The organism is Paenibacillus sp. J31P316, from assembly GCF_056269105.1.
The window spans coordinates 385,487-405,530 of record NZ_JBWDNI010000005.1 but is presented as its reverse complement, the minus strand read 5'-3'; the positions used below and the strand labels follow the sequence as shown (position 1 = coordinate 405,530).

Genomic DNA, 20,044 nt, shown 5'->3' with positions numbered 1-20,044 from the left:
TCTACTCGATGCCCAATTCCTTTGCCTTGGCGTTCACTTCCTCGATCATCTTGTCGAGTCCCTTCGCTTTGTAGCCGTCGACGATCTCCTTCCAGATGGTCTCGACCGGCAGCTTGCTGATCATCACCCGGATCATGTCGTCGCTGTCGAAGATCGTGAAGCTGTCCTTCGTCGGCGTGGACAGGTCCGTCAGCCGGCTGTCGTAGGCTTGCTTCTTGGTCGTCTGCATCGAATAATCGAGCAGCTCGCGCTGGGCGGCCTGCCCCTCGGGAGTGATGCTGACGTTGGCCGGATTCAGCTTGAACATGCCGTCCCAGTCCAGCAGGTTCGCGAGACTCGAGAAATACTTGTATTTCGTCAGCAGGCTGACGCCGGGATCGACCATCTTCTTCGTGCCATCGGCAGATTCGGCGTAGTCGACGTCCTTCAACCCGTAATGGCGCATATCCTTGAACTCGGGCGAGTTCATGTAATCGAACAATTGCAGAATCCGCTCCATCTTCTTGTCGCTGACGTTGGCGGAGATGTAGCTCTCCGACCAGAACGGCTTGAACACGGCGTGATACCGGTTGCCGTCCACCGCGGGAAGCGGCTTCAGCACTTTGACGTTGTCGTAGAAATGGGTATCGCCCGGATGGAGCTTCAGCCATCGTTCCCGATAGATATTGATGTCGACGCTTTGGATCGAGCCGGCGATCAAGAGCGCGGCGGACTTGCCTTGGGCGAATTTATCCCGTCCCATCTCGCCTCGGGTGGCCGGCAGATCCGGATCGATCAGCCCGTCCGCATAGAAGTCCCGGAGCAGCTGGAGCGAATCGACGGCATGCTCGGAGAATACGGCGGGAATGTATTTCCCGTTCTCCTTCACCCACTTGAAGTCGCTCCCGCTGCCGTCGCTTGTGGCCGCCGGCGAACTGTACAGCCAGAACAAGCCGCCGAGCAGCAAATTGTTGACGCTCGTCAGGCCGGTGATGCGTTTGCCTTCGGGATCCTTGTCGACGATCGCAGCGAGCATGGCCCGGAATTCCTCCCAGGTCTCGGGCTCCTTGGTGATGCCGGCCTGCTGCGCGAGATCCCAGCGGTAGATGACGAGACGGTCGAGCACGTTGTAATCGGTGCTGTCGTACGTCTTGCGCGGAATAAAATACATCTTGCCGTTATCCTTCAGCTTCGCGGTCTCCGAGGTGTCCAGATACGCTTTCAGATTGGGATAGGCGGACAGGTCGTCCGGCAGCGCCCGGATGACGCCGCGATCCCGCCATTCGTTGTAGTACCTGGAGTTGATGGCGTCGCTGGAGAAAATATCGGGCAACTGCCCCGTCGAGGCCCAGATTTGAAACTGGGGCATATAGTTCTCGGTCGTAATGGGAACCGGTTTGATCGTAATGTTCAGCTTCTGCTCCAGTTGATGCACGAGCGGGTCGTCTGGCGTCATGTTCTCGGCGAGATCCCAGAGGGCGACCGAAATATCCATATGCTCCGACAACGCAGCGGACCGCGGCGGGATGGAAGTGGTGGACATGGCGCTTTGGCAGCCCGCGATCAGGGTGAACATCGTGACGAGAGCGGCAAGCGCGGCAATCCGGCGGATCATGCCGTTCATTCGAGCCCCTCGAGCCAGTCGCATGAGTCGAGCTCCTCGCGTCGTTCGTTCCGAAAGTTTCATGCCGCCCATCATCGTTCCTCCGCCTTGCGAGCCGGCATTTCGCTGCCGGCATCCGATTTCTCCTGAAGCCGGTACTGCCGCGGCGTGAGCCGCGCGTGCTTCTTGAACGTCCGGATAAAATAGAAATAATCACGGAAGCCGACGTTCTCCGCCACTTCGCCGATCGACAGCCCCGAATCCCGCAGCAGGCCTTTGGCTTGCTGGATGCGCACCTTCGTCAAATAATCGGTGAACGTCACTTTCATTTCCCGTTTGAACAGCTGGCTCAGATAGTTCGCGTTCATGAAGAACCGTTTCGAGATGCTTTGGATGGAAATGTCGGTGCGGTACTGCTCGTGGATATATTTGACGATTTCCTTGAGATTGGCGTGCTCGGTCTTGTTCTCCTCCCGAATCGGAGAGGAACCGCCGGCATCGCGCAGCAGCTCGGCCAGGCTCCCGATCATCGCGTCGAAGCTGCGATAGAGATGGAAGAGCTGCTCCTTGCTGAAAATATAATCGTCCTCCGGCGAATTCGTCCGTCCGTTGGAGGCGTGGAAGTAGACGATGTTGTAAATTTTGAGCGCATGCTGGATGCGCAGGCAGCCTTTGTTCGCCGGCAGCAGCATGTCTCCCAGCAACGTTAGCAGCAGGACGGCGTTCTTCTTCGCGATGGCCAGCTCCACGCCGCGGACGAGCGCATTCGCCTTCTCGTCTCCCGAAGCGCCGTCTTCGCGTTCTTCGAAGCAGTCGTTGCGGCCGTAAATGAAGAAATCCCACGCCCTCGCGGTCGCTTGCTCGATCGTACGGATCATCGCGCTCATCTCTCGTTCCGAGCGGACGATGCCGATGCCGAGGATGCCCTCGGGAACCGATGTCCCCAGGAAGTCCGTCAGCCCGCCGCCGTCCGGCGCTTGCGCGAAGTACCCGCAGCGCGCGCCTCCCAGATGGAAACCGATCGTCCTCGTTCCTGCGGGGAACGTCAGCCGCCCTTTGCCGACGGCAACGACGACATGAACCGTCTCCGCGAGCAGCCCCGCATCGGCCAAGATCTGCTGAAAGGCGGCCCGCGACGTCGCGGTCGGCTGGTCGTCCATCAGTTCGAGCAGGTGGCTTTCGCGCTTTTGCTTGATTTCGCCGATGGTTTTGGCCGCGGTCCGCAGCAGCGTCTCGATCTCGTAGTCGTCGAACGGCTTCAGGCAATAACCGAGCACGCCGTAATTCAGCGACTTCTGGACATAGGCGAATTCGGCGTAGCCGCTGATGACGACGATTTGAATATCCGGGTCCAGCGTCTTGATATTCTTGATGAGCTCAAGGCCCGACATGCCCGGCATGCGGATATCGGTGAACACGATATGCGGCTTCAACTCCTCGACCAGTTGAAGCGCTTTCGTGCCGTTGCCCGCTTTACCCGCGACGCTGAAGCCCGACTTGCTCCAGTCCACGCCGGCCTCCAAGCTTTTGATCACCAAGTTCTCGTCATCCACTAGCAGCACTTTGTACATCGCCGTTCCCTCCAGGTAGTCGAATGTCGCCAGGCATTTTGAGCGTAATCGCGGTTCCCGAGCCGGCTTCGCTCTCGAACGTCAATCCGTATCCCGAACCGTACGTCAGCCGCAGCCGATTGTTCACGTTCTGCAGTCCGATGCTGCCGCCCCGGGATAGGTCGTGGCCGGCCTGGCTCAGCGAGGACGGCTTCTCGAGCAGCTGATGCTGAATGTCCCGCAGCAGATCGGCCTCCACGCCGATGCCGTCGTCCTCGATCCGAATGACGAGCGCGGACTCGTGGTCATGGGCGACGCGGCCGCTGATCGTCAGCAGGCCCTTGGTCGTCTTCGGCTCCAGGCCGTGGAAGATGGCGTTCTCCACGAGCGGCTGCAGAATCATCTTCATGACCGGCGCCCGGAGCGCTTCCTCCGTGAAATCGTACCGGACGTCGAATCTTCCCTCGAATCGGATCAATTGCAGGAATACGTAGGATTTGACCGCGTTCAATTCCTGGTCGAGCGTGACGTAGCCGGAGCCCTTGATGCTGTAGTGGAACAGCTTGCCGAGCGCCTTGGTCATAGCCACGATCTGAGGGGCTTCGACCTCGAGCGCGACGCCTTTGATCGATTCCAGCGTGTTGTACAGGAAATGGGGATTGATCTGGCTGCGCAAATACGCGCTGGCGGCCTTCTCCTTCTCGATCTCCGCTTCGAGCAGGTGAGTGGTTGTCTCGACGAGCTTATGGGTCAGGGCATCGATCTCGCCCAGCATCCCGTTCAGCTTCTCGGCGACGACCTCCATCTCGACGTTGCCTTCAAGCTGCAGCGTCATTTTGAGATCCTTGATCCGGCCGGATTTGATGCCGTTAATGAACTTCACGAGAATTTGGATCGGGTACAGGATGTTGTTGATGATCACGGAGAACGGAATCGCCATCAAGACCAGCGCAAGAATCACGATCAGAATGCTGCGGGTTCGAACGGCGCTGAGCTCCGCCAGCAGCGCTTCCTCGGGCACGAAGCTGAGCATGGAAGCCTGGATGGGCTCTAGCTTCTGAATCTGGATTGCTCCTTTGACACCGCCGACGTAATCCGTCCGCTTCTGCTCGCCGTGCGGATCGCTGCTCATCGCGCGAAAGCTTCTTTCGATATCGGGCGAATGGGTGTCCGGGAATACTTTGCCGTAACGGTCGATCAGGAAGAAGCCGACGCCCGGCTCGGCGTTCGTCTTGTCGATGTCGAAGAACATGGCATCCACGTTGGCGATGACCGCGATATAGCCGATCTGGCTGCCGCCTTCGACGCCGCCGATATCGATCGCGTAGATATTCTGGGCGAACACCATGCTGTTCTGCAGATTGCTGCTGTAGCTGAATTTCTCCAAGCCGCTGACGAAGGAGGATTTGCTGCCAAGGATGCCGGCTTCCAGGCCCTGCACGTAGGAGATGCCGCCGTTCAGGCTGTACTTCGTGCCGTTTGCCCCGATCAGGACGATGTCCTCGATGCCTTTGCGGCCGGCTTTGAGCGAGATGATCTTGCGGTCCAGCTCCTTGCTCATCTCGTACGAGAGACTCGAATCGTTCTGGACCAGAAATTTTTGGACATAAGGGTCGAAGCCGAGATTCAGCATGATCTGGCCGATCTCGTCCGTCTTCTGCGAGAGGGAGAGCTGGAATTTGCGGATCGTCTCTTCCGAATATTGGTTGTTGTTGTGAATGACGATGCGGGAGGTCTGGGCGTAGAGCGAGTAGATGATGATGAGCATAATGACGAGCATGCCGCCGACTGCGATCATAATCTGAGTTTTAATGCGCAATTTCTTCAGCAGGATCATGCGGCAACACCTCTCTAGCGGGCAGGAATTATAACGGTTCGGTGCGTTCAAGTCTATGTAGGGTGATTATATCATCTTTCTTTTCGGTTGGATCGCTTCTGCGCGCAGTCCTAATCTGCGTCCATGTTTTCCTAACGGGGAGACATACTTTGGGCGCCGCAAATTCCCTATACTCACACTTGTAAAGCGATTACCGACTATAGGGGGAATGGAATGTGAATAAGAAAAGCAGAGCATTCGCAACCGTTTTGATGTCCACGATGCTGACGGTCACGGCATTGGCGGGCTGCGGCTCGTCGAACGACAAGGACAATGCGCCGGCAAACGGAGCAGCCAATTCGAACGCGACGAATAACGCGGCAGGCACGAACGATGCATCCGCGAACGATGCATCCGCGAATGACGCCGGTACCGGGAACGCGACGACCGCCAAGCTGTCGGGCAAAGTCACCTTCTGGTCGATGTGGAGCAATTCCGAGCCGCAGGCGAAAGTCATCGACGAGGCCGTGGCGGATTTCGAAGCCGTCAATCCGGACGTGGACGTGGAGGTGAAATATAACGGACGCGACATTAACAAGCTGATCAAGCCGGCGCTCGAGAGCGGCGAGTCGATCGATATTTTCGAACAGGATCCCGGCTCGGCGTTGTCCAACCTGAAGGACCATGTGCTTAAGCTCGACGACCTGCTCGAGCAGTCGGCAATCGGCAGCGACGGCAAGACGGTGAAGGAATCGATCATTCCGTCCCTGCTCGACTGGGTCAAGTCGCTCGCCGTGCCTGCGGGGTTGGACGACGGATACTATGCGATTCCGCAACAACCGTACGCCGTACTGTTCTTCTATAATAAGGAAATATTCGCCAAAGCAGGCATCACGTCAGCGCCGAAAACATGGGATGAATTCCTCGCGGACTGCGAGCTGCTGAAACAGTCCGGCGTCGAGCCGATCACGTTCGACGACGCGTACCGCGACCTCTTCATGGGCGGCTACTTCGGCAGCGCGATGGGCAGCGATTGGACGGACGGCCTCGTCAAGGATAAGACGGGCGACCTGTGGAAGGATCCGATCGTGACGCAATTCGCGAACGACATGAAGACGCTGCAGGACAAAGGCTATCTCTCCAAGAAAATCGCGGGCAACAAATATCCGGCAGGACAACAGGATCTGGCGCTCGGCAAAGCGGCGATGTACCTGAACGGCACGTGGCTGCCGAACGAGATCGCGGCGACGGCCGGTCCGGACTTCCAATGGGGCTCGTTCCAATTCCCCGACGTTCCGAACGGCAACGGCAAAGGCGGCGTGCAAGGATTGTCCTTCGGCGCGCAAGGCTTGTTGATCAACAAGGACAGCAAGAACATCCCTGCGGCGTTCGAACTGATGAAATACCTGGTTGGCGCGAAAGCGCAGGAAGGCATGGCGACCAAAGCCGTCGCGATCCCGGCAACCGTCGGCACGGCTTGGCCGGCACAACTCGCCGATGCGGAGACGGCGTTCCAGAACGCGAAGACGAACATGCCTTGGGGCTTCGGTATCGACAACGGCGGCGACTTCTCGACGGGGACGGTCATTCCGGTGTTCATGGATCTCGTGACCGGCAAGCTCGCTCCGGACGCCTACGTGAACAAAATGGCGGCGGAAGCGAAGAAATTCTATTCCGGCAAATAACGGATTCGGTTCGGGCGCGGCGGCTAGGACGAGCGCCGCGCCCGACAATCCGATTCGCGTCGTCGCAACGTCTTGGAATCGTACCCGGAGGTGTCGCCATGAGAATGAACAAATCGATTATCGCGCTATTTCTATTGCCGGCCGTCATCATCTATCTCGTTATTTTTCTATATCCGACTTTACGAACGCTGGCGATGAGCTTCTACGACATTCCTTCGCTCTCGAGCAAAATAGGCGAATGGAAATACGTCGGCCTGGTCAACTATCGCGACTTAATGCATAGCTCTTATTTCGTGTCTTCAATGAAGAACGTGCTCGGCATCTGGGCAATCGGCGGCGTGCTCATCTTCGCCTTTGCTTTTCTGTATGCGGTCATCCTCTCTTCGCGCATCCGCGGCACCCATTTCTGGCGCGCGGTCATTTTCCTGCCGAATACGGTGTCGGCCGTCGTCTTGTCGGTGGTCTGGCTGCAATATATTTTCAACTCCAGTTTCGGGTTGCTGACGACGCTTTTCAAACGTCTCGGCTTGACGGCATTGGCTGATATCCAGTGGACGGACAATCAGCATATTTACTTCTCGATGATCATCGCTTTCAGTTTCGGATCGATCGGCTATTTCATGCTTATTCTGAATGCCGGGATTAACCGGATTCCGGGCGATTATTACGAAGCCGCGACGCTCGAAGGCGCGAATCCGTGGATCAAATTCAGTCGAATTACGCTGCCGTTGCTGCGAGACGTGTTCCGTACGACGCTCGTGCTTTGGACCATCACGGCATTCAACTTCTTCGTCTGGTCGGCGACGTTCGGGCTGGACGATCCGCATACGGTGACGCCGGCGTTCTATATGTACCAGAAGGTGTTCGGCAGAGGCGACAACGTGTTCGTGGAGGATTCGTTCAACGTCGGATCGGGCGCAAGCGTCGGCATACTCATTACGCTCGCGACGCTCGTCGCTTCGGCTCTCATCAGCCGCCTGTTCCCGAAGGAAAAACTAGAATACTGAGGAGGTTGCATCATGCGAAGCGATACAGCGAAGAAGACGGGAAGCATGCTGCCGGCCTACATTCCGCTCTATGCGTGGCTGATCTTCTCGGTCATCTTGTTCGGATGGGTCATTCTGGCCTCGCTCAGCACGACGAGGGATATCTTCACGAATAAGCTGCTCGGCAGCGGCATTCACTGGTCGAACTACGCCGATCTTTTCGAAAATCAAGGGATGGGCCGATACTTCGCCAACAGCGTGGTGTATACGGTCGTGTCCTGCATCGGCATCATCGGGATCTCGGCGCCGGCGGCTTACATCATTGGCCGCGTCCGGTTCAGAGGCCGCGCTCTGGCCAGCGCGATGTTCATGTCGGCGCTCGCCATACCGAGCATTCTCATCACGATTCCGTTGTTCTCCGTGTTCGTGACGCTCAAGCTGACGGGTTCCATCGTGACCCTCATCATCGTTTATATTTGCACGAACGTGCCGTTCGGCGTGTTCTTCCTGACCGGCTTTTTCTCCTCCATCCCGATGGAGTTCGAAGAGTCGGCGTCGATGGACGGGGCCGGACCGATCCGGACGTTCGTCTCGATCATCCTGCCGGTGGCGCAGCCGGGCATCATTACAATGACGATCTTCAACTTCCTGGGGATATGGAACGAGTATTTTTATGCGCTTATCTTCGCGAATGACGCGCACTCGCGCACCTTGGCTTTGTCGCTGCAATCGATCGTTTACGGCTTCGCCAACACGGGCAATTACGGCGGCATCTTCGCGGCGTGCATGGTCGTGTTCCTGCCGAGCTTCATCGTGTACATGCTCGTGTCCAAGCGGATTATCGCGGGATTGACCGTCGGCGCGGTCAAGGGATAAGAGAAGAGGAGAGGAAACAGTCTATGAAAGTCACGATAGAGACATTGATGATCGAAGGAGCCGAATTGGAAGGCGAGAATCCGCTGCCGATGTTCCGGAATCGCAATCCGCACCGCGAAGCCGCGGACAACGGAAGCCTGACGGCCGAACGGATGAAGGGGATGGGCGAGAATGCCGGCGAGCGGTTCCTGCCGTATCGGATGCAGGATCGCTACTCGAGACGAAGGAGCATGATCGCGCTCAAGACGATCGTGCTGGAGAACGACGTGCTGCGTGCGGTCTTTCTTCCGGATTACGGCGGGAGGCTGTATTCCCTCAGGGACAAGCGGGCAGACAGGGAGATTCTCTATAAGAATCCCGTGCTCCAGCCGGCGAATCTGGCTATTCTGAATGCGTGGTTCTCCGGCGGGATCGAATGGAACATCGGCCATATCGGGCATACGTTCACGACGTGCTCGCCCGTTCATGCCGCCGCGATGACGGATGCCGAGGGGAACGAGTTTCTTCGCATCTACGAATACGAGCGCTGCAAGAATCTGTGCTGGCATATCGATTTCCATCTGCCGCCGGGTGCCGAGCAATTGCAAATCTACGTGCGGATCGTCAACGATAACGACCGGCCGGTTCCGATGTATTGGTGGACGAACATGGCCGTGGAGGAAACCGAGCGCGCCCGCGTGTTCGCTTCGACCGGCGACGTCATTTACATCGACCCCGCGAACCAAGGCTACGGCTTCGACCGGCTGCCCGTGCTGCCTTCCGTGCCCGGCGTCGATGTCTCTTATCCGCAGGGATTCCCGTACTCCAGCGAGTATTTCTTCCAAACGCCCGCACCCGAACGATCTCCATGGGAAGCGGTAGCCTACGAGGATGGCAGATTGTTCTATGAACGGTCCACTTCCAGACTCCGGTACCGCAAAATGTTCTGCTGGGGCAGTCATGCGGGAGGCAGACGCTGGTGCGACTTCCTGGCGAAGCCGGGCGAAGGCGACTATATCGAAGTGCAGGGCGGCATGGCGCCGACCCAGCTCCACGATATCGAGATGCCGGCGCATGCCGTCTGGGACTTCACGCAGCTCATCGGCATGAGCGACATGGAGACGGGGCAGGCGTACCAGGACAGCTGGGAGCAGGCCAACGCCTATATTGGCAGCCACATCGACGACAAGCTTAGCGACGAGCAGGTGTACGCCGTTCACGAACGGCTGCAGTCTTATTCGGCAACGGCCCCGAAGGCATCCTTGCATGCGGGGTCCGGATGGGGAGCGCTGGAACGGCTGCGGCGGGAGCATTTGGAAGGCCGGACGATGCCGGAAGGATTCGCGTTCTCCGAATCTACGCTCGGATCGGCTCAAACTCCGTGGCTGACGCTGCTGCGCGAAGGTTATCTGCCGGCGCATCCGGTCGATGAACCGCCGCCGTCCTGGATGGTGCAGGAGGAATGGCAGCGTCTGCTCGAAGCGAGTTTGCGGGAAGCGGGTACGGACGCAGGCGAGAATGCGGGTGGCGATCGGAGAACGTGGACCGCGCTGCTGCATCATGGGGTCATGCTCTTCGAGCAGGGCAGGGAGGACGAGGCGATCGCCGCTTGGGATGCCTCGCTGTACGCGCAGCCTTCCGCGTGGGCGTACCGGAATCTGGCGGAGGCCATGCGATTGCGGGAAGAACGGGACATTGCGCTGCTGTATATGGAGAAGGCCTACGGGATTTCGAACGGCTTTCCTGACAGGGCGTTCGCCGAGGAATACTTGAAGCTGCTGATTCAGGCCAAACAGTTCGAACGGGCCTGGCGCGTGTACGAATCGCTGCCGGCGGCATTCGCCGAGAGCGACCGCATTCGGATCATCGTGGGCGCGGTCGCCTTGGAGATGCACAACGACGCCTACATGGAGCGGCTGTTCGATACGGAGTTCGCCGTCATCCGCGAAGGCGAAGTGCTCATAATCGAGCTGTGGTATGGCTACAACGCCAAGAAGCTGGCTCGTGAAAGGAAGGTCGAGCTCACGCCGCAGCTGATCGAAGAAGCTGCCGAGCGATTCCCGCCGCCGAGAGCGATCGATTTCAGGATGATCGGCGGGTAAGAGGGGATTGCATGGCGATAAAAGCAAGCAAACGAAGTCCGGGCGCGAAGCGCTCGGGCTGTTTGCCATGGAGGGTGCTCGAACCCGCCGCACGGAAAGGGAAGAACTTTTGCTAGTTTTGACACGTTATTCCGCCGCGAAATAGGGTACACTAGTAAAATCAAAAACTAGCAAACTAGCAATACGCTCTAAAGGAAGTGAACGCAAGCAATGCCGGATTTGAATCTATCGGTCCCGGTCCGAACCGGGAGGCGAAGAACGACCCGGAGGCCATGGCTGCTAACGATGATGCTGCTGTCCTTGGCCGGGCTGTTCGTGCTTAACTCGCCCGCGAGGGAGCGTTTCTGGCCGGGCGATGAGACTCGGGATAACGTGCCGGCGCCGCCGGTGACGTCGCTGCATCCGGTAGTGGCCGCGAAGATGATGGAGTTGATCAAGCTGACGTCGAAGGCGGGCATCACGATTCTGATCACCGACGGCTTCCGCAGCAGCCTCGAGCAGGACGTCCTCTACGAGCAGGGACGGACGACCAAAGGGCAGGTCGTCACGAACGTGAAGGGCGGCGCCTCGTACCACAACTACGGTCTGGCGATCGATTTTGCGCTGCGTACCCCGAAAGGGGACGTGATCTGGGATATGAAGTACGACGGGAACCATAACGGCAAGGCGGACTGGCTGGAGGTTGCGGGCATGGCCAAGACGCTTGGCTTCGCCTGGGGCGGGGACTGGAAGAGCTTCAAGGACTATCCGCATTTGCAGATGGATTTCGGCTATTCGATCCGCGAGCTCCAACAGGGTAAGCAGCCGCCGAATGATGCAAGTCCGAAATAGGATGAACCCTTGAAATCCGTCGTCATCGCGGCGGGTTTCGCTGTGAACTGGGCAATTATGTAAATGACAAAAATTTCCTTTCATATTCCCGATTGACATACTGGGGTATAGCCGTATATAGTAAATTCATTGCTAAATAGAGAAGATAGGATAGGGAGGCAGAATCATCATGAAAATCAAACAACGCGCCGGTTTCGCGCTGGCACTCATTCTTGCGGTCGTACTCGTATTGTCCGCATGCGGCAAAAAAGAAGAAAATGCCAACAACGCGGCAGGTAACGCGGGCAATGCGCCGGCGAACAACGCGGCTGCGGGCGGAGACGCTTCGGTCGATTCGCTCAAAGGCAAGAAAATCGCCCTCATCATGCAATTCAACCAAGGCACGTTCTCGGCGCAATACGTCGACGGCGTGAAGAAACAAATCGAGAAATTCGGCGGTAAAGTAACGGTGCTGGCGTCGGACAACGATTTGAATAAAATGGTCACCAATCTCGACACGGCGGTCAACCAGAAGTACGACGGCATTCTGATCGACCACGGCAGCGCGGACGCGCTCACGAACGGCGTGAACAAAGCGCTCGCGGCTAAAATTCCGGTCGTGGCCTTCGACTCCGGCCTGTCCGTGGAAGGCGTCACGAGCCTGGCGCAGAACGATCAGCTGCTTGCCGAGAAGTCGCTAGAAGCGCTTGGCAAGGATGCCGGCGGCAAAGGCAACATCGTCAAGGTTTGGGTTGCGGGCTTCCCGCCGATGGAAACGCGTCAAATCACGTACGCGGACTTCCTGAAGAACAATCCGGATATTAAGGAAATCTCCCAATTCGGCGACGCGAATCAAGCGCAGCTCGACGCGCAGACGCGCATGGAAGCGGTGCTGAAGCAGTATCCGGAGAAAGGCAGCATCACGGCGGTATGGGCGGCTTGGGATGAATTCGCCAAAGGCGTAACGAACGCGATCAAACAAGCGGGACGTACGGAAATCAAAGTCTACGGCATCGACCTGAGCGACGAGGATCTGGCGATCATTCAAGATCCGACAAGCCCATGGGTAGCGTCCGCAGGCGCGGATCCTTCCTCGATCGGTCAAGTTCAAGTGCGTTACCTGTACCAAAAGCTGCACGGCGACACAACGGACGCAACGGTTCAAATCGAGCCGGTCTTCGTAAGCCGCGACGCGCTGCCGAAGGACAAGAAAATCACGACGGCGGAACTTGGCGAGTATGTAAAAGGCTGGGGTACGAGCGAGCAAGGCAACACGGACTACCTCAAAGCGCTGGAGCAATCCGTAGGCAAATAAGCAAACAAAGCAAGAACGAACGGCGCGGAGAAACCCGCGCCGTTTCCTATGTTTAGCGGTTGATATGGTTAGCCGGGTCGGCTAATGTTACACTGTATAAGTTGTTTAGCCCGTTAATCTTTTAAGATGCTCAACCAAGCAGCTGCTTAGTCATCCTAGCAGCTGAGGTTTTGTCGTTTATGAGTCTAGAAGCGTTAGCCGACTGTTGTGAAAAAGAGCGACCAAAGGTCGATATGGAGTCGGAAAAGCGTAAGCGTTCGCCTTTGTAGTCTAATTTCTACCTATAATCACTTAGCTGATCGAAGAAATTAGAACTACAACAGCGATTGGAGACCCATATCGACCGCAGGGAGCGACCTTTTCACCAAATTTATTCCAGCGAAGCGCGAAAGGGGAATCTTGATGGGACAGTCCGAACAGCCGCGTCTGCTGCAAATGAGCGGGATCGGCAAGTCGTTCGCGGGCGTAGCAGCGCTGAAGAACGTGGATTTCGAGCTGCGCGGCGGCGAGATTCACGCCTTGCTCGGCGCGAACGGCGCAGGCAAGAGCACGCTCATGAAAATTTTGTCCGGCGCGTACGAAGGCGACGAGGGAACGGTCGCGATCGACGGCGAGACGCTGCTCGTCCGATCGCCGGCAGACGCGAAGAAGAACGGCATCCACTGCGTCTATCAGGAAGTGGACACGTCGCTCGTGCAGCATCTGAGCGTGGCGGAGAATATCATGCTGGATCGCCTGGCTTCCTCGGCAAGCAGCGCGTGGATCGCATGGAGCAAGCTGAACGAAGAAGCGTCGCAGGTGCTGGGCAGGCTCGGCCTGCAGATTGACGTGCACCGCCCCGTCTCCGACCTGACGCTGGCCGAGAAGCAGCTGGTGCTGATCGCGCGGTTGTTCGCCCAGGAAGCGAAGTTCGTGATCCTGGACGAGCCGACGGCCCCGCTCAGCCTGGAGGAAGCGGATCGCCTGTTCGGCCTCATGGACGGTCTGAAGAAGGCAGGTATCGGCATCGTCTTCATCTCGCACCGGCTGCCGGAAGTCTTCCGCGTCAGCGACCGGATCACGGTCATGCGCGACGGGGGCGTCGTCATGAACGAGTCCGCGGACGCCACGAATGCCGGCGAGGTCATTCGGGCCATGCTCGGCAAGAGCTTCGAGGAGGAGTATCCGAAGCTGCCGGCCGTCATCGGCGGCCCGCTGCTGGAGACGAAGGGACTCGCTGCCGGACGGCGGGTCCGCGGCGTCGATCTGACCGTGAGCAGCGGCGAGATCGTGGCCGTCGTCGGGCTCGTCGGCGCAGGCAAGACGGAGCTGTCGCGTCTGCTCTTCGGCGCGGATGTCGCGGAGAGCGGGACGATTACGCTCGGCGGCAAGGGCATCCTTCCGCGTTCGCCGGCCGAAGCGGTGGAAGCGGGCATCGTGCTCGTTCCCGAAGAGCGCCGCAAGGAAGGCATTCTCGTGCGGGAGTCGGTGCTGCATAATTTGAGCCTTCCGATTCTGAAGTCGCTCAGCCGGCTCGGTTTTGTATCCGGCGCCAAGGAGAGACGGCTAGCCGCGGACACCATCGCGCGCCTCGGCATTAAGACGCATCGCGCCGATACGGCGACCGCTTTTCTCAGCGGCGGCAACCAACAGAAGGTCGCCATCGGCAAGTGGACGAGCACGGACGCGAAGGTGTTCGTGTTCGACGAACCGACGAAGGGCGTCGACGTCGGCGCGAAGCGCGATATTTTCCGGATCATCGGCGAGCTGGCGCAGCAAGGCAAGGGGATTCTGTATTTGACCTGCGAATTCGCGGAAGCGCTGGGCCTCGCGGATCGGATTCTCGTGCTGTGCGACGGGGAGATCGTCCGCTCGTTCGACCGAGGCGAGGCGACGCAGGAGGATTTGCTTTATTATGCGAGTGCGGGTAAGGAGGAATTGGCGTGAACAATCGGCTGCTGCAATTCTCGTTTAAATACGGGGCGATCCTATTCATCGGCATCGTTCTGCTGTTCTTTTCGCTCTACAATGAATATTTCCTGACGTACAACAACCTGGCGGATATCCTGCGCTCCATCTCCATCGTGACGTTCGTCGCGATCGGCGTGACGATCTCGCTGACGGTGGACGGCTTCGATCTATCCGTCGGCTCGACCGTCTCGCTGGCTACGGTGCTGTCGGCGACGATGATGGTATGGTACCAAATGCCGCTGGCGGTCGTCATTATCGTGCCGCTCGCGTTCGGCGCCATCGTGGGACTCATTAATGCTTTTCTGATCGTCAAGGTCCGGATACCGGATCTGCTGGCTACGCTTGCCGTCATGTACATCGTGAGCGGCGTGCATAAGACGTACACGAAAGGCTATTCCATCTACAGCAACATGCAGATGCAGGACGGCACCAAGGCGCCAGGAGCCATCTCCAAGGACTTCCTGTGGATCGGCCAAGGCAAGCTGCTCGGCGTACCGTTTCCGGTTATCCTGATGGTTATCGCGGTCATTGCGGCGCATCTGTTCTTCAAATACACGCGTCTCGGCAGACAGATGATCATGATGGGCGGCAACGAAGAAGCGGCCCGTTTGTCCGGCCTTCGCGTCAAGCGGGTGCGCACGATCGCGTACGTCGCGTCCGGCGTGCTTGCGGCCATCGGCGGTATCCTGTTCACGGCCCGCGTCGGCAACGGGCAAGTCGATGCCGGCGCGCCGATGCTCATGGAGGCCGTCGCGGCGGTGTTCGTCGGCTACTCCGTCTTCGGGGCGGGGCGTCCGAACATCATCGGCACGTTCATCGGGGCGATCCTGATCGGCGTGCTCGTCAACGGCATGACGATGATGAACGTCGAGTATTACACGACGGATATCATCAAAGGCGCGGTGCTCGTGCTTGCGCTGGCGGTGACGTTCATTCATTTGAACCGCAGGAAGAATTGAATGCAACAGTAGAGAAGCAGTCCGGATGTTAGATCCGGGCTGCTTTTTTTGTCGGACTAACGTTTGCAGTGGCTGGAAGAAAAATGGATTTCACTCTATAATGCTAGAGTGGTTGGAGGATGGCGACGGAGTGTTATGAAACTGGCGAGCAGCATGCAGAGGAGGGACGAACGATGAGCTTCTTTATTATCATTACTGCAGTAGTCTTGCTTATTATCATCAACAACCAATACATGATGGTGAAGCATCTGCGAGGAATCGAGAAGACGCTTCAGGAGATCAAGGAGCAAGGGGAGCGGCGGTAACTAAATCATCCCGTCGTGGGTTCGCGTGGTCGCCGTTCATCGTGATCCGGCTGCCTTGGTCCTGCCCGATTCAGACAACGCATGCAACTTTCGGCAGGCATTCTCGTCTAGCAAGCAAGGGGGCGAGACACAATGAATCATTGGCGAATGAAATCCGCAATCCTGGCGTCGGCGGCTGCCGTCATGCTGCTGGCCGGATGCGGCGAGCAGTCTTCAAACACGGGAGCCGTTCAAACCGGCACGGGGAATAGCCAAACGAACCAAACCAACCAAACGAACCAAGCGAACGCGCCGGCCAAGGAGCCTGCAGGTTCGGCTTCGAACGGCGGCGTCGTGCTGCCGAAGATCGAATTGCCCAAGCAATCCAATGCGGCTGCGGACATGATCGGATTGTTCGTGTACCAAGGCCGAATCTATACGCAGACGGATACGAAGCTCGCGGCGAAGGATGCCAAGGCGCTGCTCGGCGAGAAGGTCGGCCGGACGATCGGCAATATCGATGAGTGGAGCAGCCAGGACGCCTATGCGACGGAGCTGGCCTCGTCCATCGGGGAAGCGGATATTTATGCCGTGAAAGGCTATGACCCGGCGTTCAGGCTGATGTCGTACATGGAGCAGGACGGGGACGTCTGGACGGAGCTGTACGAATGTTTGAACGGCTTCACGGTGAACAGCGGCAAGGATCTCTTGGAACGCCTCCGATTGGATGGGAATCTGCAGTCCGCGCAATGGGAGACTTTCAACAGCTGGAACGAGTCGAAGCAGCAATTGCAGCCGCTTGCGCAGACCGATACGCTCACGGCATTCCTGGATGCCATGAACGACGCGAAGCCGATCGCATTCGACACCCTTTACAAGCAGGGGATCTACGACGACCCAAATCAGAAGTTCGTCTCGCTCACGTTGAAGGACCGTAGCGTCACGCGCCTGCGCCTATTCAAGGACGGGTATGTGAAGTACTCGGGCGCGCCGGTGTTCTTCCGGGTGGACGATGCCGCGTTTCAAGCGATGTGGCAAGCGATGGCCTGACGATCGCGGTATAGCCGCATTGACTTGCCTGGATAATCGAGCGTAGACGGAGCCTGCCGTAAGCCTGTTTTCGATTAGGCGATCGCGACATTCGCGACATGTAACCTGCAACATTCCGCCAAATGGTAGATTCTGGCCAAGCCTGCGCTATAATCGGGTTGTTAGCATCATCGATTATCCGAGGAGGAATGAACAGGTATGTTGAACGTTAAGCTAGGAATGCGGATTCCGCCCAAAATCGGCGCGGAGGGGATGGCCCAAACGGCGCAGTTGGCCGTGGACGCCGGGCTGGAGGTCTTGGATCTGCCGCGGCTCACGCCGGAATGGAAGGCGGCCCTGGGCGTGGCCGGTCTCGGCATCGGCTCGATCGACGCGCGGCATACGGCGCAGCTGCTGAGCCGCGACGAAGCGCGCCGCGCGGATGCGGTGGAAGCGACGAAGCGTGAAATGTCCGATATTGCGGCACTGGGAGGCCGCGTGCTGTTCATGTGTCTCGTGCCGGAGGATCACACGTTGCCGCGCAGCGAGGGCTTCGCGATCTGGAAGGATTCCTTCCCGGAAATCGTCAAGCATGCGGAACAGCAGGGCATCTATATCGCCATCGAGGGCTGGCCTGGACCGGCGCCGCATTATCCGACGCTCGGCTGCACGCCGGAGATGTGGCGGGCCATGTTCAACGCGATTCCGTCCAAGCATTTCGGCTTGAACTACGATCCTTCCCACTTGGTTCGTCTGGGCATCGATTATATTCGGGCGCTCGGCGAATTCGGCGAACGCATCAACCACTGCCACGGCAAGGACACGGAGATTCTTCACGACGAGCTGTACGAATGCGGCGTGCTGGAGTCGACCTTCGGCGCGAAATTCGGTTTCTCCGAGGGCTCCTGGCGTTACACGATCCCGGGCCACGGCGAAGTCGACTGGGGCAAGGTTGCCGTTCGGCTGGATCGCCTCGGTTATTCCGGCGCGGTCAGCATCGAACTCGAAGACCACCGTTTCTGGGGATCGCTTGCGGCGGAGAAACAAGGGATCGAGAAGGCGGCGCAGCACTTGGCGAAGTATTTTCAATAAACGGCATTCCGGTCCGCAAGCGGCATTCCGATTCGAATCGATCCGCAAAGCCCCAAGCTTGGGCATAAACCGAGCTTGGGGCGTTTATTTGCTTGCGAAGCCTTCGATAGCGAGCCGCTCCTCAGCGCTGCTACCTCGAGAATAATTCGGAATGTTGAAATATTAGGGCTGCGACGAGAACGAAATGAGGGATAACCCGTTCCGAAAGTAAAAATACTACACCAAAACTAAAGATAGTAACATTATGCAACGCCTCCGGCTTCAGTAAGATGATAGTAAGATAATCGTAATGTCAAAGTAAAAACACTACCGATGGGAGGTACGGCTGTATGCTGAAACTGATGATCGTCGACGATGAGCTTTGGATTCGGGAAGGCTTGAGGTGGACCGTCGATTGGACGGCGCACGGGATCGAATGGATCGGCGAAGCCGAGGATGGCTTGGCGGCGCTGGAGCTGCTGGAGAAGAATGTCCCGGACATCGTGATCTCGGACATTCGGATGCCGTCCATGGACGGCATGGAGCTCATGGAAGAGGTGAAGCGACGCGGCATCGAAACGAAGGTGATCCTGATCAGCGGCTTCAGCGATTTCTTCTATGCTCAGAAAGCCGTTAAGCTGGGCGCGTTCGATTATATTCTGAAGCCGATCGAAGAGCAGGTGCTGCTCGACATCGTCGACCGCTGCGCCGCGGAAATTGTGCAGCAGCGGCAGGCATCCGACCGCATGGAAGCGTTGACGGATCTCGTGCGGGAAAGCGTCCCGCTCGCCAAGCAAAAGCATTTGGAGCTGTGTTTGTCCCGCCCAACGGCCGTGCATGAACTGCAGCCGGTATGGAAGGCGCTCGGCATCGATTTGGACCCTGAGCGGCTCGTCGTCCTGTCGGCCGTCGTCCATGATTGGGGCGAACGGGGCTTGAACGAGAGCGGCTGCGCGTTGTTGCGCTATGCGCTGGGCAATCTGATGGAGGAGATTTTTGCCGAAGAGGGTCTGCGCGCATTGGCCTGCCCGTTGAACGAACATGAGATGGCCGACGCGGCGCTTATGGTGTCCTGCCGGACAAGGCCGGACCGGCTATCTCCAGCGGGGGGCAGCGACCGGATATTCGCAGGCGCGGATCGAGCCGTCAAGCGGGCGCAGCAAGTGCTCGGCATCCGAATCAGCATCGGCGTGAGCAGCCCAGGAGAACGAAACCAACTTTTTTTCGCGTTTAAGGAAGCGCTTACATATAATGCGCATTATTTCATTCACGGCGCTTGCCGCGTGTACGGGCCGACAGCGGAGGGATACCCGTCTGTCCAATCGCCGTTCGCGGCCTCGGGCGCGAAACGAACGGAGCCGGATGAAGCCGCCCAAGCCGCGGCCAAAGCGGAGGTGCTCGACACGGCTTGGTCCAACCGGATGGTACATGCGATGATGCTGATGGACGAGAAGCGGCTATCCTCCCTGTTGGACGAACAGACGAAGCTGCTGCGCGAATGGGTCAAGCAAAGCTCGGCGCTTGCCGTGCGCACGGAGATGAACCTGTACATCGGCCTGCTGTTGACCAAATGGCAGGAGCTTTGCAAAGGCAGGGAGCATTTCAAGCCCCTCGCGGTGACGCATCAAATGAAGCTCCAGCTGTACCGCTGCCCGCTGCGGGAGTGGAAGCAGACCGTCATGAACGCCTTTCTGGTAAAGAATCCGAGCTGTATCGGGCTTGGGCAAAAGCGCAGCATCGATAAAGCGCTGCGATACATCCACGACAACTTCCACCTCGGTATCAGCCTCAACAACGTAGCCGAAACCATCTACTTGAATCCCTCGTATTTCAGCAGAATGTTCCATGAAGAGGTCGGAGAGCCGCTGAGCAAGTATCTGATCCGCATTCGCATCTCGAAGGCGAAGGAACTGCTCGAACAGACATCCCTCAAGATTTACGAAATCGCCGATCTGGTCGGCTACAAGGATTTTCGGCATTTCGTCAAAACCTTCAAGGATTGGGAAGGGATGACCCCGGCCCAATACCGCAATTACGGCGCGTAGCAGAG

The 20,044-nt window shown here is 57.9% G+C and carries 15 protein-coding genes; 12 read left to right on the top strand and 3 right to left on the bottom strand.

The window, feature by feature from the left end; genetic code table 11:
- Nucleotide 1: 1 nt before the first annotated feature.
- From AC0YNU_RS19210 to AC0YNU_RS19200, 3 genes are read right to left on the bottom strand one after another with little or no spacing between them, the layout of a single operon-like run.
- Nucleotides 2-1,627 carry an extracellular solute-binding protein gene (locus tag AC0YNU_RS19210; protein ID WP_475759523.1) on the bottom strand — a complete coding sequence of 542 codons (1,626 nt, stop codon included), beginning with the start codon at nt 1,625-1,627 and terminating at the stop codon, nt 2-4.
- A 47-nt stretch (nt 1,628-1,674) separates the two neighbouring features.
- Nucleotides 1,675-3,153 carry a response regulator transcription factor gene (locus AC0YNU_RS19205; protein ID WP_475759522.1) on the bottom strand — a complete coding sequence of 493 codons (1,479 nt, stop codon included), beginning with the start codon at nt 3,151-3,153 and terminating at the stop codon, nt 1,675-1,677.
- Nucleotides 3,128-4,969 carry a sensor histidine kinase gene (locus AC0YNU_RS19200; RefSeq protein ID WP_475759520.1) on the bottom strand — a complete coding sequence of 614 codons (1,842 nt, stop codon included), beginning with the start codon at nt 4,967-4,969 and terminating at the stop codon, nt 3,128-3,130. Before AC0YNU_RS19200 ends, AC0YNU_RS19205 begins: the two co-directional genes overlap by 26 nt.
- 215 nt (nt 4,970-5,184) lie before the next feature.
- On the opposite strand from AC0YNU_RS19200, the gene AC0YNU_RS19195 reads away from it, so the two are divergent.
- The 12 genes from AC0YNU_RS19195 (at nt 5,185) to AC0YNU_RS19140 (ending at nt 20,039) form a co-directional block, all read left to right on the top strand.
- A complete protein-coding gene (locus AC0YNU_RS19195) occupies nt 5,185-6,633 on the top strand; it encodes an ABC transporter substrate-binding protein (protein WP_475759518.1) in 1,449 nt (482 codons plus the stop codon).
- A gap of 98 nt (nt 6,634-6,731) precedes the next feature.
- A complete protein-coding gene (locus AC0YNU_RS19190) occupies nt 6,732-7,640 on the top strand; it encodes a carbohydrate ABC transporter permease (protein WP_475759516.1) in 909 nt (302 codons plus the stop codon).
- 12 nt (nt 7,641-7,652) lie between these two features.
- Entirely contained in the window at nt 7,653-8,495 is an 843-nt protein-coding gene (locus AC0YNU_RS19185; RefSeq protein WP_475759513.1) for a carbohydrate ABC transporter permease, read from the top strand.
- Nucleotides 8,496-8,518: 23 nt separating this feature from the next.
- Nucleotides 8,519-10,576 carry a DUF5107 domain-containing protein gene (locus tag AC0YNU_RS19180; protein ID WP_475759511.1) on the top strand — a complete coding sequence of 686 codons (2,058 nt, stop codon included), beginning with the start codon at nt 8,519-8,521 and terminating at the stop codon, nt 10,574-10,576.
- A gap of 210 nt (nt 10,577-10,786) precedes the next feature.
- Nucleotides 10,787-11,407, top strand: a complete 621-nt coding sequence (locus AC0YNU_RS19175; protein WP_475759509.1) for a M15 family metallopeptidase — start codon at nt 10,787-10,789, stop codon at nt 11,405-11,407.
- 169 nt (nt 11,408-11,576) lie between these two features.
- A complete protein-coding gene (locus tag AC0YNU_RS19170; RefSeq protein ID WP_475759507.1) occupies nt 11,577-12,701 on the top strand; it encodes a sugar ABC transporter substrate-binding protein in 1,125 nt (374 codons plus the stop codon).
- A gap of 402 nt (nt 12,702-13,103) precedes the next feature.
- Nucleotides 13,104-14,627 (top strand): sugar ABC transporter ATP-binding protein, encoded by a 1,524-nt coding sequence (locus AC0YNU_RS19165; protein ID WP_475759505.1) that lies wholly within the window; start codon nt 13,104-13,106, stop codon nt 14,625-14,627.
- A complete protein-coding gene (locus tag AC0YNU_RS19160; RefSeq protein ID WP_475759503.1) occupies nt 14,624-15,610 on the top strand; it encodes an ABC transporter permease in 987 nt (328 codons plus the stop codon). Before AC0YNU_RS19165 ends, AC0YNU_RS19160 begins: the two co-directional genes overlap by 4 nt.
- Nucleotides 15,611-15,783: 173 nt before the next feature.
- Entirely contained in the window at nt 15,784-15,915 is a 132-nt protein-coding gene (locus AC0YNU_RS19155; RefSeq protein WP_475759501.1) for a hypothetical protein, read from the top strand.
- A 132-nt stretch (nt 15,916-16,047) separates the two neighbouring features.
- The gene (locus AC0YNU_RS19150; protein WP_475759498.1) at nt 16,048-16,944 is read left to right on the top strand and encodes a hypothetical protein; all 897 of its coding nucleotides are present in this window, start codon (nt 16,048-16,050) and stop codon (nt 16,942-16,944) included.
- A 198-nt stretch (nt 16,945-17,142) separates the two neighbouring features.
- The gene (locus AC0YNU_RS19145; RefSeq protein WP_475759496.1) at nt 17,143-18,015 is read left to right on the top strand and encodes a sugar phosphate isomerase/epimerase family protein; all 873 of its coding nucleotides are present in this window, start codon (nt 17,143-17,145) and stop codon (nt 18,013-18,015) included.
- A gap of 329 nt (nt 18,016-18,344) precedes the next feature.
- Nucleotides 18,345-20,039, top strand: a complete 1,695-nt coding sequence (locus AC0YNU_RS19140; protein WP_475759494.1) for a response regulator transcription factor — start codon at nt 18,345-18,347, stop codon at nt 20,037-20,039.
- Nucleotides 20,040-20,044 lie beyond the last annotated feature (5 nt).